Origin of the sequence: Pedobacter sp. Bi27 (genome assembly GCF_918698255.1) — a bacterium.
Taxonomy (GTDB): Bacteria; Bacteroidota; Bacteroidia; order Sphingobacteriales; family Sphingobacteriaceae; genus Pedobacter.
Genome location: NZ_CAKKMW010000006.1, coordinates 387,656 through 413,801, shown reverse-complemented (window position 1 = coordinate 413,801; position 26,146 = coordinate 387,656). Strand labels below are relative to the sequence as shown.

The 26,146-nt window shown below is 38.3% G+C and carries 23 protein-coding genes; 14 read left to right on the top strand and 9 right to left on the bottom strand.

The annotated features are described in order from the left end of the window. Positions 1 to 414 precede the first annotated feature (414 nt). The gene (locus LQ227_RS20870) at positions 415 to 918 is read left to right on the top strand and encodes an RNA polymerase sigma factor (RefSeq protein WP_215126678.1); all 504 of its coding nucleotides are present in this window, start codon (positions 415 to 417) and stop codon (positions 916 to 918) included. Next, a complete protein-coding gene (locus LQ227_RS20865) occupies positions 908 to 1,513 on the top strand; it encodes a hypothetical protein (protein WP_230150852.1) in 606 nt (201 codons plus the stop codon). Before LQ227_RS20870 ends, LQ227_RS20865 begins: the two co-directional genes overlap by 11 nt. Before the next feature lie 611 nt (positions 1,514 to 2,124). Here the strand turns inward: LQ227_RS20865 and LQ227_RS20860 are convergent. After that, complete coding sequence (locus LQ227_RS20860) at positions 2,125 to 2,736, bottom strand: NUDIX hydrolase (protein WP_230150851.1); 612 nt, start codon at positions 2,734 to 2,736, stop codon at positions 2,125 to 2,127. A gap of 435 nt (positions 2,737 to 3,171) precedes the next feature. On the opposite strand from LQ227_RS20860, the gene LQ227_RS20855 reads away from it, so the two are divergent. Next, positions 3,172 to 4,038, top strand: a complete 867-nt coding sequence (locus LQ227_RS20855) for a hypothetical protein (RefSeq protein ID WP_230145204.1) — start codon at positions 3,172 to 3,174, stop codon at positions 4,036 to 4,038. Between the two features lie 86 nt (positions 4,039 to 4,124). Here the strand turns inward: LQ227_RS20855 and LQ227_RS20850 are convergent, their stop codons facing one another. Both LQ227_RS20850 and nudK read right to left on the bottom strand, forming a co-directional pair. Beyond that, positions 4,125 to 5,168, bottom strand: coding sequence for an NAD(P)-dependent alcohol dehydrogenase (locus LQ227_RS20850; protein WP_230145203.1), 1,044 nt, complete (start codon positions 5,166 to 5,168; stop codon positions 4,125 to 4,127). A 99-nt stretch (positions 5,169 to 5,267) separates the two neighbouring features. Further along, entirely contained in the window at positions 5,268 to 5,846 is a 579-nt protein-coding gene (gene nudK / locus LQ227_RS20845) for a GDP-mannose pyrophosphatase NudK (RefSeq protein ID WP_230145202.1), read from the bottom strand. Positions 5,847 to 5,901: 55 nt separating this feature from the next. On the opposite strand from nudK, the gene LQ227_RS20840 reads away from it, so the two are divergent. Beyond that, the gene (locus LQ227_RS20840) at positions 5,902 to 6,654 is read left to right on the top strand and encodes a DeoR/GlpR family DNA-binding transcription regulator (protein ID WP_230145201.1); all 753 of its coding nucleotides are present in this window, start codon (positions 5,902 to 5,904) and stop codon (positions 6,652 to 6,654) included. A 21-nt stretch (positions 6,655 to 6,675) separates the two neighbouring features. Here LQ227_RS20840 and LQ227_RS20835 read toward each other — a convergent pair whose 3' ends face one another. The 4 genes from LQ227_RS20835 to LQ227_RS20820 form a co-directional block, all read right to left on the bottom strand. Further along, positions 6,676 to 6,852, bottom strand: a complete 177-nt coding sequence (locus tag LQ227_RS20835) for a hypothetical protein (RefSeq protein ID WP_230145200.1) — start codon at positions 6,850 to 6,852, stop codon at positions 6,676 to 6,678. 175 nt (positions 6,853 to 7,027) lie between these two features. Further along, positions 7,028 to 7,408: a DUF4440 domain-containing protein gene (locus tag LQ227_RS20830; protein WP_230145199.1), complete on the bottom strand. Its 381-nt coding sequence runs from the start codon at positions 7,406 to 7,408 to the stop codon at positions 7,028 to 7,030. 29 nt (positions 7,409 to 7,437) lie between these two features. Next, positions 7,438 to 8,208, bottom strand: coding sequence for an isocitrate lyase/phosphoenolpyruvate mutase family protein (locus tag LQ227_RS20825; RefSeq protein WP_230145198.1), 771 nt, complete (start codon positions 8,206 to 8,208; stop codon positions 7,438 to 7,440). Between the two features lie 86 nt (positions 8,209 to 8,294). Further along, on the bottom strand, positions 8,295 to 9,107 hold the full coding sequence (locus tag LQ227_RS20820; protein ID WP_230145197.1) for a helix-turn-helix transcriptional regulator: 813 nt from the start codon (positions 9,105 to 9,107) through the stop codon (positions 8,295 to 8,297). A gap of 361 nt (positions 9,108 to 9,468) precedes the next feature. Between LQ227_RS20820 and pyrE the strand changes: the two genes are divergently transcribed. The 8 genes from pyrE (at position 9,469) to LQ227_RS20780 (ending at position 21,169) form a co-directional block, all read left to right on the top strand. Beyond that, positions 9,469 to 10,134 carry an orotate phosphoribosyltransferase gene (pyrE, locus tag LQ227_RS20815; RefSeq protein WP_230145196.1) on the top strand — a complete coding sequence of 222 codons (666 nt, stop codon included), beginning with the start codon at positions 9,469 to 9,471 and terminating at the stop codon, positions 10,132 to 10,134. A 37-nt stretch (positions 10,135 to 10,171) separates the two neighbouring features. Next, positions 10,172 to 10,570 carry an SRPBCC family protein gene (locus LQ227_RS20810; RefSeq protein ID WP_230145195.1) on the top strand — a complete coding sequence of 133 codons (399 nt, stop codon included), beginning with the start codon at positions 10,172 to 10,174 and terminating at the stop codon, positions 10,568 to 10,570. Between the two features lie 143 nt (positions 10,571 to 10,713). Next, positions 10,714 to 13,389 carry an alpha-L-rhamnosidase gene (locus tag LQ227_RS20805; protein ID WP_230145194.1) on the top strand — a complete coding sequence of 892 codons (2,676 nt, stop codon included), beginning with the start codon at positions 10,714 to 10,716 and terminating at the stop codon, positions 13,387 to 13,389. 484 nt (positions 13,390 to 13,873) lie between these two features. After that, positions 13,874 to 16,474 (top strand): ATP-dependent chaperone ClpB, encoded by a 2,601-nt coding sequence (clpB, locus tag LQ227_RS20800; protein ID WP_230150850.1) that lies wholly within the window; start codon positions 13,874 to 13,876, stop codon positions 16,472 to 16,474. A 169-nt stretch (positions 16,475 to 16,643) separates the two neighbouring features. Then, positions 16,644 to 18,938, top strand: coding sequence for a M60 family metallopeptidase (locus LQ227_RS20795; RefSeq protein ID WP_230145192.1), 2,295 nt, complete (start codon positions 16,644 to 16,646; stop codon positions 18,936 to 18,938). Between the two features lie 124 nt (positions 18,939 to 19,062). Then, on the top strand, positions 19,063 to 19,716 hold the full coding sequence (locus LQ227_RS20790) for a hypothetical protein (RefSeq protein ID WP_029278565.1): 654 nt from the start codon (positions 19,063 to 19,065) through the stop codon (positions 19,714 to 19,716). An 11-nt stretch (positions 19,717 to 19,727) separates the two neighbouring features. Beyond that, positions 19,728 to 20,357, top strand: coding sequence for a hypothetical protein (locus tag LQ227_RS20785; protein WP_230145191.1), 630 nt, complete (start codon positions 19,728 to 19,730; stop codon positions 20,355 to 20,357). Positions 20,358 to 20,518: 161 nt separating this feature from the next. After that, positions 20,519 to 21,169, top strand: coding sequence for an outer membrane beta-barrel protein (locus LQ227_RS20780; protein WP_230145190.1), 651 nt, complete (start codon positions 20,519 to 20,521; stop codon positions 21,167 to 21,169). A gap of 325 nt (positions 21,170 to 21,494) precedes the next feature. Here LQ227_RS20780 and LQ227_RS20775 read toward each other — a convergent pair whose 3' ends face one another. Next, positions 21,495 to 22,697 carry an MFS transporter gene (locus LQ227_RS20775; RefSeq protein WP_230145189.1) on the bottom strand — a complete coding sequence of 401 codons (1,203 nt, stop codon included), beginning with the start codon at positions 22,695 to 22,697 and terminating at the stop codon, positions 21,495 to 21,497. A gap of 103 nt (positions 22,698 to 22,800) precedes the next feature. Between LQ227_RS20775 and LQ227_RS20770 the strand changes: the two genes are divergently transcribed. After that, positions 22,801 to 23,358, top strand: a complete 558-nt coding sequence (locus LQ227_RS20770; RefSeq protein WP_230145188.1) for an NADPH-dependent FMN reductase — start codon at positions 22,801 to 22,803, stop codon at positions 23,356 to 23,358. A 320-nt stretch (positions 23,359 to 23,678) separates the two neighbouring features. Continuing rightward, on the top strand, positions 23,679 to 24,281 hold the full coding sequence (locus tag LQ227_RS20765) for an outer membrane beta-barrel protein (protein ID WP_029278561.1): 603 nt from the start codon (positions 23,679 to 23,681) through the stop codon (positions 24,279 to 24,281). An 80-nt stretch (positions 24,282 to 24,361) separates the two neighbouring features. Here the strand turns inward: LQ227_RS20765 and LQ227_RS20760 are convergent, their stop codons facing one another. Then, on the bottom strand, positions 24,362 to 26,014 hold the full coding sequence (locus LQ227_RS20760; RefSeq protein WP_230150849.1) for a M28 family metallopeptidase: 1,653 nt from the start codon (positions 26,012 to 26,014) through the stop codon (positions 24,362 to 24,364). Positions 26,015 to 26,146: the final 132 nt, after the last annotated feature.

Sequence of the window (26,146 nt, the reverse complement as noted above, 5' to 3'; positions counted from 1 at the left end):
AAAATCACATGTTTTTTTTAGGAGAAACGATATGTTTCTCCTTGGAAATATTGCTGGAAATTAAACTCATGTATCTTTTTTGATTGTATATAAATATACTAAAAAAAACTATCTCAAAATCCAAAAAACCTTAACTTAATAGCATTGTTAGCGTCTCGCTAAGACATAATTATTTCCTTACTGAATACCAATACGAGAGATAAAGTATAGTCTTAGCGAGACGCTAAGCCTAGTAATGGGAAGCAATCTTACAACGATCGCTACAGAGTGTGCGTTGTAAGATTCCCGCCTGCGCGGGAAAGACGACCAATCTACTGGAATCTCATCTGTGTTCATCCTTTTTATCTGTGGTTAAATTATTTAATTAATGTGTAACGTTTTTAAAAATCGGTTACCAATGGGTTATAATATTAAATGAAAGAAACAGAAAATACATTCCTCGCCCTGATCAACCAGCACAAAGCGATTATACATAAGATTTCTAAAATGTATATGAACGGTGCTGAAGAACAGCGCGATCTGTTTCAGGAAATCGTACTACAGCTTTGGAAAGCCTACCCAACTTTTAAGGGCAACTCCAAATTTACTACATGGATGTATCGTGTTTCCTTAAATACTGCGCTAATTTACTTTAAAAGGGACAATAGAAAAGTAGATAAAACACCATTGGATGAAAATATTGATGTAATAGATGTTAATGAGAATGAAGGAAAGGAAGAGAAACTGGCCTATTTGTATACCGCCGTTCAAGAATTGAATGTTATAGAAAAAGCATTGATATTTCTCTTTCTCGAAAACCAATCCCATCGCGAAATTGCCGAAAACCTGGGCATTAGCGAGGTAAATGCACGGGTTAAACTGAACAGAACCAAAGAAAAATTACAATTCATTATAAAGAAAAACGGTTATGAATTTTGACGATATAAAAAATGAATGGAATGCTGAAAGCCCGGAAGGAAGCAACATTTCTACCGATATGCTTAAAATAAAACAGGCACATACCCCAATTGATAAAATAAGGGCGAAAATGAAACACGAGTTTTTTTATCAGATCTTCTTTTTGGTACTCATGGCCTTTGTCCCTTACTTTTTTGGATTTTCATCGGCAATGAATCAAGTGTTTTTAATATTTTATGCCATCACCTGCGGATTTACCGCTTATTATTTTTTTAAGTTTTATCTGTTCTATAAAAACTCTTACGATATGAGTTTGGATACGCGCAAAAACATCCTCTGGTTTTTCTACGAAATGAAACTTAATATCGAACTATATAAAGCCCTCACCTACATCGTTGCCTTTATCGGCGTCGCATTCATTGCAATTTATTTATTTATAGAAAAGGCTTCAATTTTCAACAAAATTTTAGCTAATCTTTCATCGGTTTACATCTTATTAAACTGTTTTATTACCATTCTGATTATAGGTGTGATTACCGAATTATGGGCTTGGTATTACTATGGCAAGTATTTAAAGCAGGTGAAAAAAGTAGTTGATGAGTTGGATTATGAATAATGTGCAAGTCCGTAATATAAATATTAAATTGTCATCCTTAGGGTAATTTATTTTATAAAAATCAATATAAATGACATTTAATTATCGGTCTTCTGCGATATGTAATTCCCCTCTCTTAGAGGGGTGTCCGCAGGACGGGGTGTTTTATTAGTCCTGGCCGGACAGGCTTCTTTCTTTTTGGCATCAAAAAGAAACAAAAAATGCCGGCTGAAAATTTTTCTTTTGATGGCAGTTGTGCGGCTAGAACAGTGCAGCCCGAAAAATTTGTTAGGCCGGGTTTAAGTAGAACGGAGATACCGTGCTATGGCCTAGCTGGACGGAAATACAAAAGCGATTAAAATACTGATTAATAGCGGCTTGCGAAATAACGTCAATGGTAGCCTGTCGAAGGACCTACTTAAATATCTTGGAGGCATTTCGACAAGCTCTCCGTAGGAGTCCTTTGGACAACGTGACAAACTCAATGGGATTTTGTGTAGTCTAATGTTACCATCTGACCATTCAAATAAATTAAAGTACAAATTTATAATTGCTCCAATCCGTGTCAGATAGAAATATCTGACACCACAAGATGTGTAGTCGGATGTTACCATCTGACGCTTCGGGAGTTCTTACAGTATCCCTCCGGCCCTCAGCACATCCATAATTGATGGAAAAGTATTTTTAACTAATGGCGAAATGTGGTTTTTATCCAGCCAAACCGCTTCATCAATGCCTTCTTCCTTTTGAGGTACCAATTTTGGTTCGCCTTTAACCTTCATTTTGTACCAATTGGTTTTCTTGATCACCATTTTTGTACCAATTGGATAAACGTGATAGGTTTTACAAAGTTTTTCTTCGCGTTTAAAAACCCTGATTCCGCATTCTTCTTCTACCTCACGAACAGCAGTTTCCTTCATTTTTTCGCCTTCCTCTAACTTTCCTTTGGGCAGATCCCATTTTTTATTTCTAAAAATAAACAGAAAATTGCCATTTGCGCTCTCTACCAAACCACCAGCGGCTTTAATAATGGTGCAATCTTTCTTTAACTTTCTAAAGGTCTCCTGAGGATTTTTTGTCAAGAAAATATAGCTCTTTTTAGAACCATTTTTTAGTTTTTTGTAGAATGTTTGCAGATTAAAATCCTGAAATTCCAGTTGTTGAATTTTTTCTTTTTGCTCTGGCAAAAAATCTGAGATATACAAAGTGTTATCGTTGATATAAATTCTATAATTTCTTGGCATATATTTTAACACATATTAAATAGAGAATGATGCTTTTTTATAGCACCCCGCTCCTTTCCCGATTACATTTAAAGAGTTCTTTCTGCGAAACCTATATTTTGCAATGCCCTAAAAGTAGAAAAATTGTTGAGTTATTTATAGGATATAAAAAAAGGTTACAACAATTAATGTTGTAACCTTATCTAAATTAACGCTCTCAATCAAAGATTGATGCAAGGCTCTCACCCCTTGCTTGCTACAAATATAGAATAATTTATTAAAGAGTGAAAAAAAATAATATTTAATCAATGATGAACCTGTATAACTAAAAATCATACACACTAGAATGTAAAAAAAATGGTTAGTTACCTGTATTGGAGCATTCAGCTAGAAAACAATGGCGAATAATTCCTGCAACGATGAATATTTTTTATAATTTTAACCTTTTAATCTGCCATGCCCATACCTTCATTATCAGAAACAGATCTGGAAGCATACCGAAACGATCTTTCTAACCCAGAAAAATCAACAGGAGCACTCTTTATCACATTAACCGGGCTTTATCAGCGTTTTGCCGGCAATGAACAGTTATTGGCCAATTTCGAGTACGCATCTGAGCTGCAAAGTCTGGAAAACAGTTACGCTTCAAAAAAAGAGCATTACAATAAAGAAATTGCAGAGCTTAAAAGGCAGTTTAAACAATTAGATAACCGTATTATTGCCGCAGAACAAAAGCTTCGTCATGGTATCCCAGACGATTTGATGGTAATGGATAAAATTATAGCTGAACAAGAATCTATCGTAGAAGATCAGGAAAAGCTTAACAATGCCGAATCATACATCGTAGAGCAGGTTAGAATAATAGATATAGCGCATGGAAAAGACCTTCAGAAGCTAGAACAACAACAAAGCAATAGAAATACACCACTGAACAATAAATTTTCTGCTTTTAATGAACAGATAAAACAAGCAGAAAAAAGCATTACGCTAAAAGCAAGTGCAATCTCGGTTATTGCCATTATCGGCATTCCTTTAATAATAGATATAGGCCTGGTATCATTAGGGTTGCCCGCCTTAAGCAAAAATACCAATAACCTGATCTTTACGCATTATATCTTTTTAATCACATTGATCCTGGTTGAATTGTTCCTGGCCGAAAAGATCAGAAGCAGGATTTCGCGGATGTTATCTATCTCTTACCTTAAAGATTTGCTAAGTACGCTCCAAAACCTGCTTTTGGATAACAAAAAACAGATTTCCAAAATAGAATCTGATCATAACATTTCCATATCAGAATTTGTAAAGCAGAATTATACGACTTAGGAAATTAATTTGTCTGATAAACAATGAGGGGTCTAGAAACCTTTTCAGCCCCAAACCCCTCATTGTTAATTATCTGATATTTAGATCTACAGCGTAGCCATATCAATCACAAAGCGGTAACGTACATCGCCTTTTTCCATACGTTCGTAAGCATGGTGGATATCTTTCATATCAATCATTTCGATATCCGATACGATATTGTTCTCGGCACAGAAATCTAACATTTCCTGAGTTTCGGCAATACCTCCGATACCCGATCCGGCAAGACTTTTTCTACCACCAAGCAAACTAAAAGCAGCAATTTCTGCCGGTTTAGGTGGAACACCTACGCAAATGTGTATACCATTTGTTCTCAATAAAGAAAGATACATGTTAAAATCGTGCTCAGCAGATACGGTATCTAAAATAAAATCGAATGTACCTCTGGCAGCTTTAACCTGCGCAGGATCGGTAGTTACCACAAAGTGATGGGCACCAAGTTTTTTGGCATCTTCTTCTTTTTTAGGCGAAGTACTCAATACCGTTACTTCGGCACCAAAGGCTACACCAAATTTCACAGCCATATGGCCTAAACCACCTAAGCCAAGTACAGCCAGTTTATGGCCTTTTCCTACTTTCCAGTGTTTCAGGGGAGAATAAGTGGTAATACCTGCACATAAAAGCGGTGCTACAGCAGCAAGATTTAATTTATCCGATACATGAAGTACAAATTCTTCTCTTACTACAATCGTATCCGAATATCCACCATAAGTTGGTGTTTTACCATCTCTTTCTAAACCATTGTATGTTTGCGTATTTCCTTCTAAACAATATTGTTCTAAATCTTGCTTACAGTTTTCACAAACCTGGCAAGAATCTACCATACAACCTGTACCGGCAAGATCACCTACCTTAAATCTCTTAACATGATCTCCAACCTTTGTTACCCTGCCCACAATTTCATGGCCGGGAACCATCGGAAATATCCCAGGAAACCAATCATTTTTTATTTGGTGCAGGTCTGAGTGGCAAACCCCACAGAAAAGTATCTCAAACTGAACATCATGAGGTCCTACTTCCCGGCGCTCAAAATTCCAGGGTGCAAGATCAGTTTCGGCATTTTGCGCCGCATATCCTTTTGTTGCTATCATAAAAATTCAAATTAATTTTACCTTAACAAAGGTATACAGCGGTTTGCTAAGAACAATTACACAAATCAAATAAATCATTGCAAAATTCAAACAATGCTGTTACAACATCAGGCCATTTAGCAAGGCGTATTGAAGGAGCATGATCGTTTTCCCATCTTTTATTTCACCACTTTTTATCATCTCCAGGGCATTTTCAAACGGTAATTCTAATACCTCTATATATTCGTTTTCTTCTTTCAGTCCGCCTCCGTTATGCAATTTCATTTCACTTGAATATGCAGCAACGAAAAAGTATAACAGCTCGGTAACCGAACCCGGCGACATATAGGCTTCGAAAACTTTTTCTACATGATCAATCCTAAACCCGGTTTCTTCTTCGGTCTCCCTTCTGATACAATCTTCGGCATTATCTTTATCCAATAATCCGGCACAACATTCAATCAGGTAACCCGTCTCATTTCCATTGATAAATGTCGGGATCCTGAACTGGCGTGTAAGCACAACTGTTTTATATTCTTTATTGTACAATAAAATTGTAGCGCCATTTCCCCTGTCGTAAGCCTCTCGCTCCAAAATAGATTTAGCCCCATCCAGTCTTATCATTTCGAAACTCACTTTCTTCAAAGTGTACCAATTATCTGAAAGTATTTGCGTGTTGAGGATATTAATATTTCCCATAAATGACTATTTTTGATTGATTATGATTATTTTTGATCGAATTAACTGATTATATATGACATTTCAAAAAAGAGCACATAAAATCTTGGAACTTCTAGAGGAGCTTGGCGAAGTTGATATTCGGCAGTTGGCACTGGAAATAGGCGTTTCTGAAGTTACTGTAAGAAGAGACCTTGCAAATATGGCAACTAACGGACTGCTTTATCGGACGCATGGAGGGGCCATGAAAGTCAGTCAATTGATAAAGCCGGTATCATTTGCAAATAAAGCTGCTGTTAATTTTAAAGCAAAAGATGCAATCTGTAAAAGAGCTGCAGAAGATATTAATGATGGCGATATCATATTCATTGATTGTGGAAGTACGGCCTTTAGGTTATGCCAGTTCATTAAAAACAAAAAAATAAAGGTAATTACAAACTCCCTGCCTGTAGTTAATGAGTTACAGAATAGTGCCGTAACCATTAACATGATTGGTGGTGAAGTTGATCCGATCAGGCAGGCTATTCATGGAACAATTGCTACTGAACACATTGCCCGATACCACGCCTCGAAAGCCTTTCTAGGTACAGACGGGATTACCTGCGATGGATTATATGCTGGTAGTGAACATGAAGCTTCAAATACTTTAGCTATGGCATCGCAAAGTGATCAGACTTACCTACTTTGCGACGTTAGCAAAATAGGAAAAACATCGTATTTAAAGTTTGATGATTTATCGATCGTGGATATTTTGGTTACAGACTATAATGGACCCGAAATAATAGAATTCCAGTCAAAAGAGATCTTAGTATATTCAGTAACGCATTAATATTACAGAGGTTCTCAATTATCAGGAGAACAATCCATGTGTGATTTCTACAACGGCATCATCAGCGTAAAAAAAGATGGTAAACATTCCAGGTGCCTGGCTGATAACTAAAATATCTTCTCGTTTGATGTGGTTCTCGTTGATAAAACGGGTAAGGCGCTCGTGCGAACTAAAATAATCGGATTTTAAAATAATCATAAACTAGGAATATTAATTGAGACAGCCAATTTTATCGATTGTTACAAAATACATAGCGGGAAAGATCCTGAAACAAGTTCAGGATGACGAATGGAGAGGAATAAACGCTGAGTATCGTCATCTCGGCTGTGGCGCAGCCCCGCTCGAAATGACGATTCTTTGCATTATTTGTAGCCTAAGCGATCAGATCTCCTTCCGCCCCAAAAGCATGGTCGATAACAATTTTCCAGGTGCCATCTTCGCTTTGCTTCATTAGCTCGATGCCTTTTGCGCTAACCTTCACTTCTCCGCCATCGGTGATATTCCATTCCGACCTTCCTATAGCGAGATTTCCCGTTTGCATGCAGTACACCGTTTTAATTTCCATAGTACCCTTAATGGCAAGAATGGCTTTAATAGCTTCTTCAAATTGTGCTTTGCCCGATACAGGTTTCCCAGGTTCGGGAACAATAATGCCAGATGAATCGTACATATTAAGTATGGTTGCTATGTCTCCTGTGTTAAATGCGGCAGCTAGTGCTGAATGAGCATCTTCTGCTCTTTTTGGTAAATCCATGTCTTTAATTTTAAATGTTTAACTATGTTCTAATAAAAAATGGCCGAAAATTCTTGTTCAGCCAATATTTTTCTGGCGAGCTGACCTGCATGATCATATATTTTATTAAAGAAAAAACCGCCCATACTAATACGCTTAACCCCAAGCGATTCCAATGCTTTAAATCCTGGAAGATCGGGCATGCACATTACATTGATGGGAAGTGCAGTAGATTGAACTACAGCAGCAATATCACTACTATCGGTAATGCAAGGCACAAAAATCCCATCTGCTCCAGCTTCCTGATAAAATTTAATGCGTTTTTTGGTTTCCGCTAAAGCGTTTGGCAATCCCAGGAGAAAAGCATCCGTTCTGATATTCAGAAAGATATTCAGTTTCTTTCTCTTGATATACCCTGCCACTGCAGCGACTGTTTCAGCAAACGAAGCTGCTGGCACCAAACTTCTCTTTTCGCCCGGTAAAGTATCTTCGAGGTTAATCCCCACGGCGCCACAATCGTGTAGTTTCTCTACATTTTCTAAAATGCCTTGTAGGTCGCGGCTATACCCAGCCTCCATATCAACGGTAAGTGGAATATCTACCACATCAGTAATGCGCTTTGTTATACGCAGCAACTCATCAAAGGGCAGGTTTTCTCCATCTGGGTAACCCAAAGCATTCGAAATGGCCTGACTGGAAATGCCGATGGCCTTAAAACCATTGGTTTGAAAGATTTCTGCACTTTTCACATCCCATACATTTCCAATCAAAAGCGGAGTGGTATTTTTGTGCAGCTGTTTAAATGTTTCAAAAGAATTCATAAGCTATATCTTGTTTTAATTGACTATACATCAAAGATATAGCCCTTAAAAACCAACGGATTGTACAAATCCGAACAAAATAAAATTTATGGAAAAAGCAATTGGTTTACCGGAGTAAGGTTATCCAGGTAACTCGAAGGAGTAAGTCCGGTAAAGGATTTGAAGTCTCTTATAAAATGTGATTGATCAAAATATCCGCAGGCATAAGCAATATTGGTAAATGGCTCTTCATTTTTTGAAATCATCTTTAAACTCTGCTGAAAACGGTTGATTTTATCGTAAGATTTTGGCGAAAGCCCGGTATGCTGATGCAGTAACCGTTGCAAATAACGCGTAGTGATATTATGCCTTGATGCGATATAGGTAATATTGCTTCCCGAAGCATCTTTTAGGATACTATTTAAGATATCGGCTACCTTATTGATATGAAAGGATTTCTTTTCATGACTGATCAGTCTTTTTAACAAAAATGCCTCTAAAAGATCGATCCTTTTCTGTTCGCCCTCGGTTTCCAATAGTTTTTGATGGAGCACATCTGCACTTCCTCCGATCACATCCCGAAGATCGGTAATTGAGTCGTTAAAAACCCCCATCTGATCATTAAAAAAGTACGATGCCGAGTGTGTATAAAATTTGATCCCGAGCATAGTATGTTTACCTACCGATCGGATAGCAAGCGGTTTTGTAATCTGCCCCCAAAGTTCAATTTTCGGTGTTTTCTTAAAAGCATTGTTTACAAGCGATTCCCAACTGCCATTCCCCAGATTAAAGATTACCTCCATATCCCCACTGGGAAATACTACATCCTCAAAAGCCGAATCAGCATCCGACTTGAAAATATAATAATGCCTGATATAGGGTTTTAAGGGATCTGAAGGTAAAAACTGTTTAAATTCCATATATGCCAATTGATTACAAGATCGTAAAATTAGTGCAATTCTAAGCCTCGAAATTGTAAAAATCGGAACAGTTTATACCTTTAATGAGACAATTAAGCGCGGTAATCAAAGCGTCGCAGCATAAAAATAATCCTTTACCGCAACAAGATCTCTCTGAGATGTTTTAAGCCATAATATTCTTTATCGTACTGATTTACAAGGAGTGGCAAGAAATAGCTTTTACCATCCATCAAAATTTCCGATATTTGTAGCATTTGGAAGTCGTGATTAAATTCAAATCCCGATATTTTCTTTCCTTGCTAAAACAAGTGAGGCTTAATAAACGTTATGACAAACACAAATAAATCTGTAATTTTGAGCCATGTATAATAAAAGTGATATTGAATTAAAGGTAGCGGAATTTTTATTACAGATAAAAGCAATCAAATTACAACCAAATAATCCTTTTACCTGGGCATCTGGTTGGAAATCGCCGATTTATTGCGACAACAGAATCACCCTTTCCCACCCTCAGGTTAGAACTTACATCCGTCAGAAACTTGCACAGGCCATTCAGGAAGAGTTTGGCTCGGTAGATGTTATCGCAGGTGTTGCAACTGCTGGAATCCCCCAAGGTGTTTTAGTAGCCCAAGAACTTGGTTTACCTTTTATCTACGTAAGAGCGAAGGCTAAGGAACATGGCACTGGCAGTTTAATTGAAGGCGAAGTGGTAGAAGGTCAACGTGTAGTGGTTATCGAAGATTTAATTTCAACCGGAAAAAGCAGTCTACAAGCTGTTGATGCATTAAGAGCTGCGGGTTTATCGGTAGCTGGTTTAGCAGCAATTTTCACTTATGGTTTCGAAAAAGCAGACGAAAATTTCGCAGCTGCAAAATGTCGTTACTTAACCTTATCAAACTATGGTGCTTTAATCGATTATGCTGCCGAGCACAGCATTATTGCCAAAAGTGATATGGAATTATTGGGTAAATGGCGTTTAAATCCTTCAGAATGGGGACAAGGACAAGTTTTGAGTCCGGAGTCTTAAGTTTTGAGTAAAAACAAAAATCTATAAAAAATATATAATGACTGTTATTGAAAGCGCAGTAGAGGTAAATAAACCGGTTGCAGAGGTTTATGCATTTCTATCCAATATGAACAATCATCAGCAACTGATGCCAGAAAATATTTACAACTGGGAATCTACCGAAGATGATGCACGGTTTACCATCCAAAATATGGCAAAATTGGCCATTAAGATTTCGAGCCGTATCGAAAATCAGGAAATAACAGCAATTCCGAGTGAAAAAGCACCTTTCGATGTAGAATTGAAGTGGACTGTGGCAGATAATGGAAACGGAACAACTACAGCTAAACACATTATCTCAGCTGATCTGAACATGATGATGAAAATGCTGGCATCTGGTCCCCTACAAAAACTGGCCGATCACCAAACGGGAAAACTAAAAGAGATATTAGGTTAATAAGGCTGATTACACAGATTTAAATGATTGCACAGATACAAAAGACGAGTTAAACCTCGTCTTTTTTTATGCGTAAAAATTCCATTGCGTTCTCTTATCAGCACATTATTTTAATACCTTAGTTTTCGAATAACCTTTAAACTATGAACCTCAGATTTCTCCAGGTAACTGCTTTATTTTTTGCCCTTGCTCCTATTTCCAAAACACTTGCTCAATCGCTTGCCGCTTTAAAAACCGAATATCTGGTAAACCCAATCGGCTTAGACAATCCAAATCCGCGTTTTACATGGCAAATGAACGACGCCAATCAGGGTGCAAAACAAACAGCCTACCGCATTCTGGCAGATACCGATTCGGCTCTTCTTGTTAAAGCCAGTGCAAAACTTTGGAATACAGGCTGGGTTAAATCAGATGATAATTTGGTTATTTATTCGGGCCAGTCACTAAAACCTTTTACTAAATATTATTGGAGGGTTGATATTGCTGATGGAGGCCAAAAGAAATCAAACAAGGTGTATATCGCCAGCTTCGAAACCGGGATGATGAAAATGGAAAACTGGCAAGGCGCATGGATTTCGGATAATGAAAATACCAAGCTTAAACCTGCACCCTATTTCCGAAACACTTTTACTACGGTTAAAAAAATCAAGTCGGCCAGGGCTTACATCGCTGCAGCTGGCTTGTATGAACTTTCTATTAACGGCAAAAAAATTGGCAACCATCGCATGGACCCGATGTATACCCGTTTTGATAGACGAACGTTATACGTTACCTACGATGTAACCAAGGCCATCAGCAAAGGCAAAAATGCTATTGGTGTACTGCTAGGCAATGGTTGGTACAACCACCAATCGACCGCAGTTTGGTATTTCGACCGTGCCCCTTGGCGCAACAGGCCAACTTTTTGTCTTGATGTACGCATCACTTATGAAGATGGCACAACCGAAACCATTAAATCGGGTAAGGAATGGAAAACAGCTTTAAGTCCGATTATTTTTAATAGTATTTATACCGCAGAGCATTATGATGCCCGCCTTGAAAAAGCAGGCTGGAACACGCCAGATTTTGACGATACAGATTGGAAAAATGTGATGTACCGTTCAGCACCATCTAAAAATATTGTTGCACAGGCCATGCACCCTATCCTCAATGTTGAAGAAATAGCAAGCAAAAGTTTAAGAAAGTTTAACGACACCACTTATCTTTTCGATCTGGGCAGAAATATTTCAGGTGTAAGCAAAATCACGGTAAGCGGGCCGGCCGGAACTGTTATAAAACTAAAGCACGGCGAGCGTTTATATACCAACGGACACGTAGATATCTCCAATATTGACGCCCATTACCGGCCAACTGATAATACTGACCCATTTCAGACGGATATCCTGATTTTGAACGGAAAAGGTGCACAAAGTTTCATGCCCCATTTTAATTATAAGGGTTTTCAATATGTAGAAGTGAGTAGCTCCGCTCCCATCCAATTAAAAAAAGAAGATCTGGTAGGCTATTTTATGCATAGTGATGTGCCAGTTGTTGGTGAGGTTAAATCTTCAGAACCCATCATCAATAAAATCTATTACGCCACCAACAATTCTTACCTATCAAATCTTTTTGGTTACCCTACAGACTGCCCGCAGAGAGAGAAAAATGGCTGGACAGGCGACGCACAGATTGCGATAGAAACTGGTCTTTATGGCTTTGACGGCATTACCATTTACGAAAAATGGCTCGCCGATCACCGTGATGAACAACAGCCAAATGGCGTTTTACCTTCCATTATCCCTACCGATGGCTGGGGTTACGAATGGGGCAACGGACCCGATTGGACCAGTACAATTGCCATTATCCCATGGAATGTTTACCTGTTTTACGGAGATAAAAAACTGCTTGCCGATTGTTATGGGAATATTAGAAAATACGTGAACCACATAGACGAAACCTACCCAACGGGTTTAACCACCTGGGGTTTGGGCGATTGGATCCCAGTGAAATCTAAATCTCCTGTTGAGCTTACCTCTACCTGTTATTATTATGCTGATGTGCTTATTTTGGCAAAGGCGGCAAAAATTTTAGGTAAAAACGATGATTATGAAAAGTACACAGCTTTGGCTAAAAAAATTAAAGATGCTTTTAATGCCAGGTATTTGAATAAGGAAAAAGGGATTTATGCTTCTGGCGTACAGACCGAAATGAGCGTTCCGCTTTATTGGAAAATTGTTCCGGAAGAATCGATTGCTTTAGTTGCCAAGAATTTAGCCAAACGTGTAGAAGCCGATGGTTTCCACTTAGATGTTGGATTATTGGGTACAAAAGCCATTTTAAATGCACTAAGCGAAAATGGTTACAGTGATATTGCCTACAAAGTTGCCGCTCAAAAAACCTTTCCAAGCTGGGGCTGGTGGATGGAAAACGGAGCCACCACTTTATACGAGAACTGGCCCATTGATGCAAAATCGGATATTTCAATGAACCACATTATGTTTGGAGAAATTGGCGCGTGGTTATACAAATCCCCCGGTGGTATCAAACCAGATGAAAAACAGCCTGGCTTTAAACATGTAATATTGGATCCACACATTATGACAGGCCTAGATTCTTTTGAGGCCAGCCATATTGGTCCATATGGTAAAATTATAAGTATATGGAAAAGAGTTAATAATGGAATCAGGTACGATATTACCATTCCTGCCAACTCCACCGCTACCTTTAATGTACCGACTACAAGTGGTATGAGTGTTTATGTCAATGGTAAAATGACTAATAGCACCAAAATAGATTTAGCTGCCGGTAAGTATATAATTGAACATAAAGCCCGAAAATAATCCGGTTCCCGAGATACCGTCATCCAATAGCTTTCGGATGACGACCCTTCTATGGAGTCTGTCATCCTGAGGCACGAAGGATCTTTAAGCGATAGATTATTGATTTCATCAATTAATATTGCTTCAAAGTGTATGCATTGTAAATAGAGATTCTTCACTGCGTTCAGAATGACACCAATGATTCCGCGTTAGGGATTGTAAGGGTTCAGCACCGATCCTTCATCGGTACCGGAGCGCAGCGCAGCCCTGAAAAGCCCGGACCCTTTCCCGATTCATCGGGATTAGGGTAACACCCAAATCAGTTGGCAGTTAACGGTTGGCAATTTATAACACAAACCTGGTATACTGAAAACAATATACGACAATTTTTCAGTATAAAGTATTACAAATCAGCAATTTAGTCATTAAAAATTAAATCTTACCGACAAAATTTCCGATTGCAAAATCAAAACTGCTATGGCATTTGTTTTGACTTAAACGGAATATGAACTTCAACAATTTTACTATAAAAGCCCAGGAAGCAGTTCAACAGGCTTCTGAAATAGCCCAAGGCAATCAGCAACAGGCTATTGAAACGGCACACCTGCTTAAAGGTTTGCTTACTGTTGATGAAAATGTGGTTTCTTATGTTTTAAAGAAACTGAACGTGAACCTAAATTCACTAAATCAAAACTTAGATGCAGAGATTGCCAAGTTCCCTAAAGTGAGTGGAAGCAATGTCTATCTGTCATCTAATGCCAATAGCGCCCTGCAGAAAGCGCAAACATTTTTAAAAGAATTTAAAGATGAATTTGTCTCTGTAGAGCATTTATTATTAGGCATATTAGCCGTTAACGATAGCACTTCGAAATTATTAAAAGAACAGGGCGTTAACGAAAAGGATCTTAAAAAAGCCATTGTAGAATTGCGTGGCGATAACCGTGTAACGGATCAAAATGCAGAAGCTACTTACCAGGCCCTAAGCAAATATGCAAGGAATTTAAACGAATATGCCGAGAGCGGAAAACTTGATCCTGTGATCGGCCGCGATGAAGAAATTCGCCGCGTGATCCAGATTTTATCACGCAGAACCAAGAACAACCCTATTTTAATTGGTGAGCCCGGTGTAGGTAAAACAGCCATTGCAGAGGGTATTGCCTTCAGGATTATTAAAGGTGATGTACCTGAAAATTTAAAAAGCAAAGTGGTTTACTCGCTCGATATGGGTTCGCTTATTGCAGGTGCAAAATATAAAGGCGAGTTCGAAGAACGTTTAAAAGCTGTGGTTAAAGAAGTTACCCAGAGCGATGGCGAAATCGTATTGTTTATTGATGAGATCCACACTTTGGTAGGTGCTGGTGGTGGCGAAGGCGCAATGGATGCAGCGAACATTTTAAAACCTGCTCTTGCCCGTGGAGAGTTGCGTGCCATTGGAGCAACAACTTTAGACGAATATCAAAAATATTTAGAAAAGGATAAAGCACTAGAGCGTCGTTTCCAAAAAGTAATGGTTGAAGAACCTGATACACAGGATGCGATTTCTATCCTCCGTGGATTAAAAGAACGTTACGAAACACACCATAAGGTAAGGATTAAAGATGAAGCAATAATCGCAGCTGTAGAAATGAGTCAGCGGTACATTTCAGACCGTTTCTTGCCAGATAAGGCCATCGATTTAATGGATGAGGCCGCATCTAAATTGCGCATGGAAATGGACAGCGTGCCAGAAAATGTGGATGCTTTAGACCGTGAAATTATGCGTTTAGAAATTGAACGCGAAGCCATTAAACGCGAAAAAGACGACAGAAAGGTCAAAGAACTTTCAGAAGAAATTGCCAACTTATCAGCCGAACGTGATGAATTTAAAGCCAAATGGCAAGGCGAGAAAGACCTGGTAGATGCGGTAAACAACGAGTTAGAGCAGATTGAGCACTACAAGTTAGAAGCCGAACAGGCAGAACGTGCAGGCGATTATGGTAAAGTAGCCGAAATCCGTTATGGAAAAATTAAAGAGGCACAGGATAAAGTTGAAAAACTGAAAGTCGATTTAGAAAGCCAGCAAAGCGATAGCCGTATGCTTAAAGAAGAAGTTACAGCTGATGATATTGCAGGTGTGGTTGGTCGCTGGACAGGTATTCCGGTAACCAAACTGATTGCCAGTGAACGTGAAAAATTACTTCATTTAGAAGAAGAATTACACCAGCGCGTGGCTGGTCAGGATGAAGCAATCGAAGCCATTTCTGATGCGATCCGTCGCTCGCGTGCAGGCTTGCAGGATAAACGTAAACCAATCGGCTCTTTCATCTTTTTAGGTACAACCGGAGTAGGTAAAACTGAGCTGGCAAAGGCCTTGGCAGAATTCTTATTCAACGATGAAAATGCGCTAACACGGATCGATATGAGTGAATATCAGGAACGTCATGCAGTATCGCGTCTAATTGGAGCGCCGCCGGGATATGTTGGTTATGATGAAGGCGGACAGTTAACCGAAGCCGTTAGGCGTAAACCTTATTCTGTGGTATTGCTTGATGAGATTGAAAAAGCACACCCGGATGTATTTAATATCCTGTTACAGGTGTTGGATGATGGCCGTTTAACCGATAATAAAGGCAGGACAGTGAATTTCAAAAACACCATCATCATCATGACCTCGAACATCGGTGCGCATTTAATTCAGGATAACTTTAAAAACTTGATTGATGAAAACCGCGAGGAGATAATTGCCAAAACCAAAAACGAATTGTTCGAGGTATTAAAACAGACCATTCGCCCGGAATTTTTGAACAGGATTGACGAGCTGATTATGTTTACACCATTAAACCGCAGCGAAATTAGAAACATTGTAAGCTTACAGTTTAAACATGTACAGCAAACATTGGCCGAAATGGGTATAGAAATGGATGCCAGTGATGAAGCTTTAGATTGGCTGGCACAATTGGGTTACGACCCTCAGTTTGGTGCCAGACCGTTAAAAAGGGTTATCCAAAAAAGAATACTAAATGAATTATCGAAAGAGATATTGGCGGGTAAGATAGATAAAGACAGCAAAATTAAGCTGGATATGTTCGATCATAATTTTGTGTTCCTGAACCAAAATGCTGGTTAATATATTCAGCGATTAAACGCCGTCCCGATTATATCGGGGCGGTTTTTTTTTGCTCTTTAAATCTGTATATCTAAGTTTAGGAGGAAGCTTTTTTTAGCTTTTTTTAACACTTACATTGTTGTGATAGCAATTTAAGATGACTAGAATTGTAAAACACAACCTCTTGAAAATGAACACAAAAATCTATCCGCTCTTGATTTTGGCTTTTTTTACATGCAAGGCCTTCGCGCAAAAATTTCAAAAACCGGCACTCTTAAAAAATATTACAACCTTACCCATGCCTGATACTGGCACATTTGTTTCAGTGTTTTACACCACAAATGAAAATCCAGAGATCATTGCAACCCATCGCCTTGTCCCTCAAACCGAAGTTTTAACTACAGTTATAATGACTGGTAGCCTTGGTAAAGGGCAGATTTTTGCCATTGGCTCATCAGATTATTTTAAAAGTAAATTATTGGCCGATCAAAACATCCAGAAACTACTAAAAAATATTCTCGAAAATGCAACTGATCATCCAAAAAAACTAAAAGTAGCGGTAACCAAAACTGCCGACCCTGCTTTGCTTAGTCTATTAAAAGCCAATAAAGCAAAAGTTTACGTAGCGGAAAACACTAAAATAGAGGATAAAACCGATCTTTACTTTTTAACAGAAGATGTAACAGATACCACAGAACAGCATGCACTCGAAAAATTTGTTCGTGATGGTGGCAGTCTGATTTATGGTTCGCCATATCCCTATATTTTTAAGCACCGCGATCAATCCAAATCATATTTAAACGATCTGGTGAAAATCAATAGCGTATTAAGCAAAGCAGGCATATTTAACGCATATACTTTGTTTCTGGTAGAAAATACAAAAGATAGCCTAACATTCAAAAATGAACCTTTTTATCTTAACCTGAAAAATATTACAAGAGAACTGGTCAAACCCGTTCCCAAAGCAATCGACCCAAGCGAGTATGCCTATGTTATAGAACCAACCCTCGAACTCGCTTTTTTGTATAATGCAGATACCAGCCAGATCATAAAAAAAGTAAAGTCGATATTATCAATTAGTGATACACTCGCCGTACCAAGCATAAAAAACCCTCTTGATATTTCTACTCCTGCAAAAAAGGCAGGCTATAAATTTTCCAAATATCTTTTTGATAAAACCCACAATACCAGCGAAGCAGCAAATTTTGTATATCCTGATAGCAAATTTTTTCCCGGAGAGGTGCCTAAAAATGCAAAACGGACTGTTGAGCAGATTAACATAGAAGTAAAAGTAGGATCACAGGGATTAGCTGATCCTTATCCAAATTATTTCAGGCTGCACAGTACCGGGGTTTACGTACCAGCGGGTGAGAAAGTCAATATTGTGGTCGATTCTAAATACAAAAACCAACATTTAAAGGCTCAGATCGGCATCCATAACGACGATTTAAAACACATGGATAATCTAGTAAGGGGCGGTTTTGATTTAACAAGATCGTTCGAACTGGATAAAGATACCACAACAGTTTTTTCCCCTTATGGTGGTCTGTTATACGTAAAGATTTCGGATAGTTCTACCCTAAAATCAATCAATATTACAGCAAGTGGTGTGGTTAAGGCACCTTATTATAAATTAGAAAAGAATACCCTTGCCGAATGGGAAGCAATCAAAAATAACCCAGCTCCATGGGCAGAACTTGCTACCAACAACATTATTCTTACCGTTCCTTCCTACAGGATCAAAAACTTAAAAAATCCAGAATCGTTAATGAAATTCTGGAACCAGGTAATGGATGCTGATGCCGATCTGGCCATCATCAACCGGAACAGGACACATCCCGAAAGAATTATTATTGATAACCAGGTAGCTTACGGTTATATGTTTACCGTTTGGGATAAAATTGTGGCACCTGACGACCAAAGCTGTGCCTGGATGCTTGATGAAAAAATTGTAGGAACAACAGGAAGTTGGGGGCATTTTCATGAGCTGGGGCATCGCCATCAATTTTGGGCACTTGATATGGACCAGGTAAGCGAAGTAACTACAAATCTTTATTCAATGTATGTGTATGATAAGGTACTGAAAAAAGGAATTTATAATCATGATGCAATTAGCAGCAAAGAAGAAGTAAGAAAAAGAATCAAGGGTTATCTCGAAAATCAACCTAGCTTCGAAAAATGGGGGAATGATCCATTTGCCGCCCTAAGTATGTATATCCAGATTATTGAAAGTTTTAGATGGGAACCCATTATCAAAGCCAATAAAATATACCGTGAAATGGACCCCAGAAAATACTACGACCATCCGCTGAGTAATCAGCAAAGGATCGATCTCTGGTATACAACCATCTGTAAAACTACCAATGCCAATTTATCTTCCTTTTTCGAAGTCTGGAAAATACCCGTGAGTGAAAAAGCAAAAAATGATACACGCGGCTATAAAACCTGGCTCCCCACCGAGCTCGTTGCTTATCTTTCGCATTAACGTATATTATCCCGTAGCTAAATCTGCGGGATTTTATCTAAAAAGTAACTAACATGATAGTTCATTTTCTTGTTTTTTGTTTCAATAATGATTATTATTGATTACACACAAAAACACAAATAAAATGAAACCTAAATTAATCATCATGGCGCTGCTATGCGCCGTCAGTTGGCGCTGTTATGCCCAAACTGAAAAGGGCTCGGGCTTTGTTGGCATGAGCGCCAGTTTTGGAACATCCAAACAAAACAGTTCTTCACCAAGCCTTAACACTTTTACCCTAACGCCGCGCGGAGGTTATTTTTTGGCCAATAATTTTGCCATAGGTTTAGAAATCCCTTTAAATCTTTCTAAACTTAGAAGAGAAGATTATATTGTATGGGATGAAGAAGATGGCAGATACGAAGACCGCCATGGCGTAAAGGAATTTAGTATTGGCTTCTCCCCCTTCGTGCGTAAATACATTGACGTTAAAGACCGTTTTAAATTCTTTATGCAGGCCAATCTCCTGCTTCAATTAAACACCTTTAACCGTATTGATGAGGATGGTTACCTCATCCGTACCGATGCCAGAGTAAAGGGATATGGGGCCAGTATAAGTCCTGGTTTCACCTATTTCGTGTCAGACCATTCTGCAATTGAGTTTTCTTTTCCAATCGTAAACTTCTTTCACCAAAATTATTATTCGGAAGGATCGCTCTACAATTACGACAAAACCAATAACCTGAAATTGGCGCTGCAGAATTTCACCCCAACATTTACATTCAATTATCATTTTTAATCTCTGATCAAATGAGAAACATATTCAACTCACTAAGCTTAAAGGTTTTAAGCTTAGTACTGCTTTTAATCTACGCATGTAATGTGAAAGCCCAGACAACAGAAAGCACTGAAATAAAATATTATAAAAGTATTTTCCCCGAAGAAAACGGGAAGCCAGAGTCTATTGGAAATAAAAAAATAGAATATTATCGAAGCATCTTCCCGGAAGAGAACGGAAAGATTAAATCCATCGGAGATAAAAAATTTGAATACAATAGAAGTATTTTCCCTGAGGAAAATGGTAAAGTTAAATCTATCGGCGATAAAAAAATCGAATATTCCAGAAGCATCTTTCCTGAAGAAAATGGAAAGGTAAAATCAGTCGGGGATATGCCAATCGAATATTATCGAAGTATATTCCCTGAGGAGGATGGAAAAATCAAATCAATCGGTAATGTTACCATCGAATATTACAGAAGCAATTTCCCTGAAGAAAATGGAAAGATCAAATCAATAGGCGGTGCCCAGATCGAATACTACAGAAGCATTTTTCCCGAAGAAAATGGAAAGCTCAAATCAATTACAGGTGAAACAGGTAGTGATTTCAATTTCTCTTCTACTGAACTGTACTATTTTATCCTGAATGCAAATTCGAAGTAAAATACAATCCATTCATTCTTATTACCGAACACCGACCTAATAAATCAGATCGGTGTTTTTTTTATTTACTGACATTCAAAAAATTAACATAAAATTAACTAAATATATAGTTTTATATTGTTTTTTATGCTATCATTGAATACACAAAAACACAAATGAAAATGAAAAAACAATTATTAACGTTGGTAGCACTATGCGCTATCGCCATGGCAACTCATGCCCAAACAGAAAAAGGAGACAACTTAATTGGAGGAAGTTTAAGTATTTCTTCGTCAAAAACTGAATCGCCAAATTACGAAAAAAGATATTTTTATGGCATCAATCCGAGTTATGCACATTTTTTTTCTAAAAACTTAGCAATTGGATTAATTGCTGGTGCTGGTTATACTAAAAATTTTAACAGTAGTTTTGATGCTAACACTAACATCACCCATACAAGAACAAGTAAGCAAAAAACTTTCTCAATCGGCCCCGTGGTAAGATATTATGTAGATATTGTTGATAAATTTAAAGCTTTTGGCCAGTTTAGTGGAACAATCGGTTTTGCAAAAATCAATGAATCAGGTAGTATCCGCAATAGCTATAGTATTATGCCTAATACGAAATTTACACAATACAATGCGTCGATTAGACCAGGGCTAGCATTTTTTCCCACTAAAAAATTTGGCATAGAACTTGGCTTCTCTTTGTTGTCATATCATAAAATTGATTACGGTGATCAATCAGCTGCAAATATTTGGTATGAAGCAGAAGCATTTGAGTTTGGCTTAAACACCTTCGATCCATTTCTTGGATTTAATTTTCACTTTTAAGCTAATGGAGGCTGTTCTGCAAAGTTAATTTCGCATCGAATATGCCACGCTGTCCAAAGGACTCCTACGGAGAGCCTGTTGAAACGCTAAAAACATATATTTTGGCTAGTCTTCTATAGGTAACCATTTAAAGATCTAAAAAGAAAAATCGTCATTGCGAGGAACGAAGATAACCGAACGATTGAGCTCATGAATGCCTGTAAAAACAACTGCACAAATGAATAATCTTAAAGCACACGCTAGTAGCGATCGTAGTAAGATTGCTTCGTCGGCTGAAAAAGCCTTCTCGCAATGACGACTCCTCATTGCCTACAGTTCTTCTCTTTTATTTCTTCTTCGTTTCAATGTTCGGTAAGAATCCGGTTAGTAAACCGATTAAAGGCAGAAATGCACAAATATTAAATACGTATCCGATACTCGTAGAATCGGCAAGTTTCCCCAATAGCGCCGATCCTATACCACCCATGCCAAAGGCAAAGCCAAAAAACAAACCTGCAACCAAACCAACTTTGCCGGGAATCAGTTCCTGTGCATAAACTAAAATTGCCGAGAAAGCTGATGCTAAAATCATTCCAATAGGGACAATTAGCACACCTACCCAAAACAGGTTTGCATGTGGCAGTAGCAATGCAAACGGAGCAGTACCTAATATAGATGCCCATATTACATATTTACGCCCTATTTTATCGCCTATTGGCCCACCCAATAAGGTTCCGGCAGCTACTGAAAATAAAAACACAAATAAATAGATTTGTGAGGTTTGCACCGAAACATGAAATTTATCAATCAGGTAAAAGGTAAAATAATTGGTCAAACTCGCCATGTAGAAATATTTGGAGAAAATCAGCAAGAGTAAAATACACACCGAGAAAACCACCTTAGTTCTTGAAAATTGGTTCACAACAGTTTGAATATTGATTTTTTTACTTTTCGAAAGCATAAATCCCCTGTACCAATTGCCTACATAGGTGAGGATAATAATGGCTAAAAGCGCAATTACCGAAAACCAGATCACGCTGAACTGTCCATAAGGGACTATAATCCAGGCAGCCAACAACGGACCTAAAGAACTCCCTGCATTGCCCCCCAATTGAAAAACAGATTGAGCCAATCCCCTCTTCCCGCCTGATGCAGCGTGTGCCATACGTGACGCCTCGGGGTGAAATATAGAAGAACCTATCCCAATAAAACATACAGAAAGTAATATGGTGTAAAAATGGGTTGATTGTGAAAGCGAAATTAACCCGATCAGGGTAAAACCCATGCCAACAGCCAACGAGTATGGTTGAGGCTTTTTATCAGTGTATAAACCCACAAAAGGCTGTAACAGTGACGCGGCTAACTGAAAGGTCAATGTAATTAGTCCGATCTGCGAAAAACTTAAATGATAGCTGGTTTTAATGATGGGATAAATTGCAGGAATTAACGATTGTATGGTATCATTAAGTAAATGCGAAAAACTTAAAGCGAAAAGTATTGGGAAAACGGTTTTTTCAATAATGGAAGTGGTTGTGCTATTCTCAGTCATATCGGTAAATTATACCGCCAAAAATAGTGATTATAAATTTTTAAACTAAACGATGTGTCCTTGCAAAAACCAAACATTTTTATAAAGTTTTGGTTTTATAGCTATGGAAAAGAATAGAAAAATTGTTGGCTTATGCGGAAGTTTAAGAAAGGGATCATACAATGCCATGCTGCTACAGGTAGCAGGCGGGTTAATCCCTGAAGGTATCCAGTTCGAGACGGTTACTTTCGATGATATTCCTGTTTACAATGCAGATCATGATTTACCCGAAGTTGAAGAAAGGCCCGCGAGCGTAACGAAATTCAGAGATGCCCTTGCCACTGCAGATGCTTTTATTATTGTTTCTCCTGAGTATAATTATTCTATTCCCGGTGGATTAAAAAATGCCATCGACTGGGCCAGCCGTGGAAAAGATTCGCCTTTGATGCATAAACCAGTTGCTGTGATGGGCGCAACACAAGGTATGTGGGGAACGGTTAGAATGCAAACAGCGTTTTTGCCTGTTTTTACATTCCTGAATATGAACCCGGTTTTACAACCAGAAGTTTTAGTTGCCCAAGCTCAAAATAAATTCGATGCTGAAGGAAATCTAACCGACGAGAAAACCATCAGTATTATTAAAAAGAAAATAGAAAATTTAATTTCTGCTTGTAAGGTTTAATCCAAAACTGCAACAGGTCCCTTGCCAAAAACCTGACATTTTCGGCATTTTACAATCTGACATTTATACAAAAATAGTCAGATTGTCAATCTGTCATGTCTAAAAAATTAATCAGTCGATTAATTTATAGTCACGCGAAAATAATATTGACTTAACACTAATTTTATATCTGTTTAACAATTAAGTAGTTGACCAAAAACTGATTTTTTGATGACGCAGGTAAAGGTTTTTGGCACAAGTGTTGACTTTTATCCAAATATAGTCAGAAATTAAAAAAGTAAAATTGACTATATTTTTATAACAAATAAATAATAAAAAAGATGAAAAAACTATTATTATCTTTAGTAGCAGTAGCAGGTTTAGTTTATGGTGCACAAGCACAAACTGAAAAAGGAAATTTTATGTTGGGCGGTAACGTAGGTGTAAACTCTACAAAAGTAGACGGTGCTCCAAAAGCAGATTTCAGCTTTAGCGTATTACCAAGTGTTGGTTATTTTATCAGCAACAATTTTGCAATCGGTACCGGTGTTGGTTACGAATACAATAAAGAAGTAAGCAACAAAACTCAGGATGGCGCTTTTAAAGTTGCTCCATTCGGACGTTACTATGTTGGTTTATCTGATCAATTTAAATTCTTCGGACAATTATCAGTGCCATTGGCATTTGGTGAGTTAAAAGCAACTGATGCTAACGGCGACAACGCAGTTAAATTGGGTACTACCACTAAAATCGGTGTAGAACTTGCTCCAGGATTTGCGTTTTTCCCAACAAAAAGAATCGGTATCGAACTTTCGGTTAAAGGTTTAAGTTATGAAAACTATACTTTGAAAGCAGAAGGTACAGGTGCTAAATTAAAAACAAACACTTTCGGTTTAAACGCTGATACTTTCGCACCAAGATTAGGTGTTCAGTTCTACTTTTAATTAATTCTCCCTTAAGGGAAATTTAATAAATGACTTTTTTTTCGAAGAGCGTCCCGGTTTACCATCGGGACGCTTTTTGTTTACTTCTTTTCTCTGATGGCTTTAAATTCAGAGCCGTCTTTCCATTTCGGATACGAATCTTCATTACTGATTCGGTAACCCATATCAAAAAGCATTCTTACATCTTCTACAATACCTGATAAATCCCATGTTTTGGCATCGAAATTATCCTGTGGCGAATGATAACGGAATTTAGTAAAATCGGCTACCTGCTTCAATCCCCATGCCCTGCCGTTTTTGATATTATCTACGCCAGAACCTGTAAACAAGGAGGGTACACCAACCTTGGCTAAATTAAAATGATCGGAACGGTAGTATAATCCCGATGACGGAACAGGATCTGGCACGATTACCCGCCCCTGCTTTTTAGCCGCCGCTGCAGCATAATCTTCGAGTTCTGACTGGCCAAAACCATATACCACAATATCTTTGGTTTTACCTGCTATACCCATCATATCCATATTGATATTGGCAACCGTTTTAGCCAAAGGAAAAGCTGGGTGTTTGGCATAATACTCAGAACCTAAAAGCCCCTGTTCTTCAGCCGTATAAGAAATAAACAAAATCGTACGCCCGAGAGCTTTAGGTAACTTTTTAAAGGCTGAAGCAATTTCGAATAAAGAAGCTACGCCTGTTGCATTATCAACCGCTCCATTATAAATAGAATCACCCTGTATTTTTTCTCCCACACCTAGATGATCCCAATGTGCTGAATAAATAATAGCTTCATCTTTACGCTTATCGCCTGGTATTTTAGCCAGAACATTATAAGTAACCGATTTTTTGATGGTATTTTTAACCTTTAATGAGGTGGTAACATTTAAATCAACAGCTTTAAAACCTTTTTTCCGCGCACTTAAAGCCAATTGATCGAATGATTTACCATCCAGTGCAAATAGCTGTTTCGCATTATCTAAAGTAATCCAGCCTTCTACTACAGTCCTGCTCATTCCATTGTCTTCGCTTTGCAGGGTAAGTTTAGATTTCGACCAGCCACTGCGCACAACTGTCCAGGGATAAGCTGCAGGCTCGGTATCATGAACAATAATAACCCCTGTAGCCCCCTGTCTTGCCGCTTCTTCAAACTTATAGGTCCATCGGCCATAGTAAGTCATATTTTTACCTTTAAACAAGGTAGAATCAGCAAAGCCCGGATCATTTATCAACACCACCACCGTTTTCCCCTTTACGTTTAGGTTTGCATAATCGTTCCAGCCATACTCGGGTGCAACAATGCCATAGCCCGCAAAAACCAGCGGTGAGTTACTTAGGCTTACCTCATTTTGCACACGGCGCGTGCCAGCCACAAAATCGGTTAAATAATTGAGTGTTAAGGATGCAGTTTTTCCTTTGAGAACCATTTTATCTTCTGGCACAGATTTAATTTCTACCATGGGTACCTCCTGAAAGAAACTATCTCCATTGCCCGGCTCCAGGCCTAGTTTTTCGAACTGATTTTTTAGATAATTAATGGTTTTGGTTTCTCCATTGGTAAAAGGTTTTCGTCCTTCTAAACTATCAGCCGCAATTACCGATAAATATTGGGTTAAACTCGAATCGTTAATGGCTTTAATGGCTAAAGAATCAGCACCAGCGCCAGTACTTTTTGCACCTTGTTTACAGGAGACAAAGAACAGGAGCGCACAACTGGAAAGTAGAAGGAGTTTTTTCATTTGTAAAGAATTGAATTTCAATAAAAAATTTCATTTGCTGAAAAATATGAAGAAAATGGCAAATTCTCACAGGTAACTATGAAACGTCCTCTCATCTCAATCGCAGTGTTCCCAAGGAACTCCTTCGGAGGA

Excerpts from the sequence above, each read along its gene's own strand:
- LQ227_RS20870 (WP_215126678.1), top strand. The coding sequence starts at position 415 with ATGAAAGAAACAGAAAATACATTCCTCGCCCTGATCAACCAGCACAAA.
- LQ227_RS20865 (WP_230150852.1), top strand. The coding sequence starts at position 908 with ATGAATTTTGACGATATAAAAAATGAATGGAATGCTGAAAGCCCGGAA.
- LQ227_RS20860 (WP_230150851.1), bottom strand. The coding sequence starts at position 2,736 with ATGCCAAGAAATTATAGAATTTATATCAACGATAACACTTTGTATATC.
- LQ227_RS20855 (WP_230145204.1), top strand. The coding sequence starts at position 3,172 with ATGCCCATACCTTCATTATCAGAAACAGATCTGGAAGCATACCGAAAC.
- LQ227_RS20850 (WP_230145203.1), bottom strand. The coding sequence starts at position 5,168 with ATGATAGCAACAAAAGGATATGCGGCGCAAAATGCCGAAACTGATCTT.
- nudK (WP_230145202.1), bottom strand. The coding sequence starts at position 5,846 with ATGGGAAATATTAATATCCTCAACACGCAAATACTTTCAGATAATTGG.
- LQ227_RS20840 (WP_230145201.1), top strand. The coding sequence starts at position 5,902 with ATGACATTTCAAAAAAGAGCACATAAAATCTTGGAACTTCTAGAGGAG.
- LQ227_RS20835 (WP_230145200.1), bottom strand. The coding sequence starts at position 6,852 with ATGATTATTTTAAAATCCGATTATTTTAGTTCGCACGAGCGCCTTACC.
- LQ227_RS20830 (WP_230145199.1), bottom strand. The coding sequence starts at position 7,408 with ATGGATTTACCAAAAAGAGCAGAAGATGCTCATTCAGCACTAGCTGCC.
- LQ227_RS20825 (WP_230145198.1), bottom strand. The coding sequence starts at position 8,208 with ATGAATTCTTTTGAAACATTTAAACAGCTGCACAAAAATACCACTCCG.
- LQ227_RS20820 (WP_230145197.1), bottom strand. The coding sequence starts at position 9,107 with ATGGAATTTAAACAGTTTTTACCTTCAGATCCCTTAAAACCCTATATC.
- pyrE (WP_230145196.1), top strand. The coding sequence starts at position 9,469 with ATGTATAATAAAAGTGATATTGAATTAAAGGTAGCGGAATTTTTATTA.
- LQ227_RS20810 (WP_230145195.1), top strand. The coding sequence starts at position 10,172 with ATGACTGTTATTGAAAGCGCAGTAGAGGTAAATAAACCGGTTGCAGAG.
- LQ227_RS20805 (WP_230145194.1), top strand. The coding sequence starts at position 10,714 with ATGAACCTCAGATTTCTCCAGGTAACTGCTTTATTTTTTGCCCTTGCT.
- clpB (WP_230150850.1), top strand. The coding sequence starts at position 13,874 with ATGAACTTCAACAATTTTACTATAAAAGCCCAGGAAGCAGTTCAACAG.
- LQ227_RS20795 (WP_230145192.1), top strand. The coding sequence starts at position 16,644 with ATGAACACAAAAATCTATCCGCTCTTGATTTTGGCTTTTTTTACATGC.
- LQ227_RS20790 (WP_029278565.1), top strand. The coding sequence starts at position 19,063 with ATGAAACCTAAATTAATCATCATGGCGCTGCTATGCGCCGTCAGTTGG.
- LQ227_RS20785 (WP_230145191.1), top strand. The coding sequence starts at position 19,728 with ATGAGAAACATATTCAACTCACTAAGCTTAAAGGTTTTAAGCTTAGTA.
- LQ227_RS20780 (WP_230145190.1), top strand. The coding sequence starts at position 20,519 with ATGAAAAAACAATTATTAACGTTGGTAGCACTATGCGCTATCGCCATG.
- LQ227_RS20775 (WP_230145189.1), bottom strand. The coding sequence starts at position 22,697 with ATGACTGAGAATAGCACAACCACTTCCATTATTGAAAAAACCGTTTTC.
- LQ227_RS20770 (WP_230145188.1), top strand. The coding sequence starts at position 22,801 with ATGGAAAAGAATAGAAAAATTGTTGGCTTATGCGGAAGTTTAAGAAAG.
- LQ227_RS20765 (WP_029278561.1), top strand. The coding sequence starts at position 23,679 with ATGAAAAAACTATTATTATCTTTAGTAGCAGTAGCAGGTTTAGTTTAT.
- LQ227_RS20760 (WP_230150849.1), bottom strand. The coding sequence starts at position 26,014 with ATGAAAAAACTCCTTCTACTTTCCAGTTGTGCGCTCCTGTTCTTTGTC.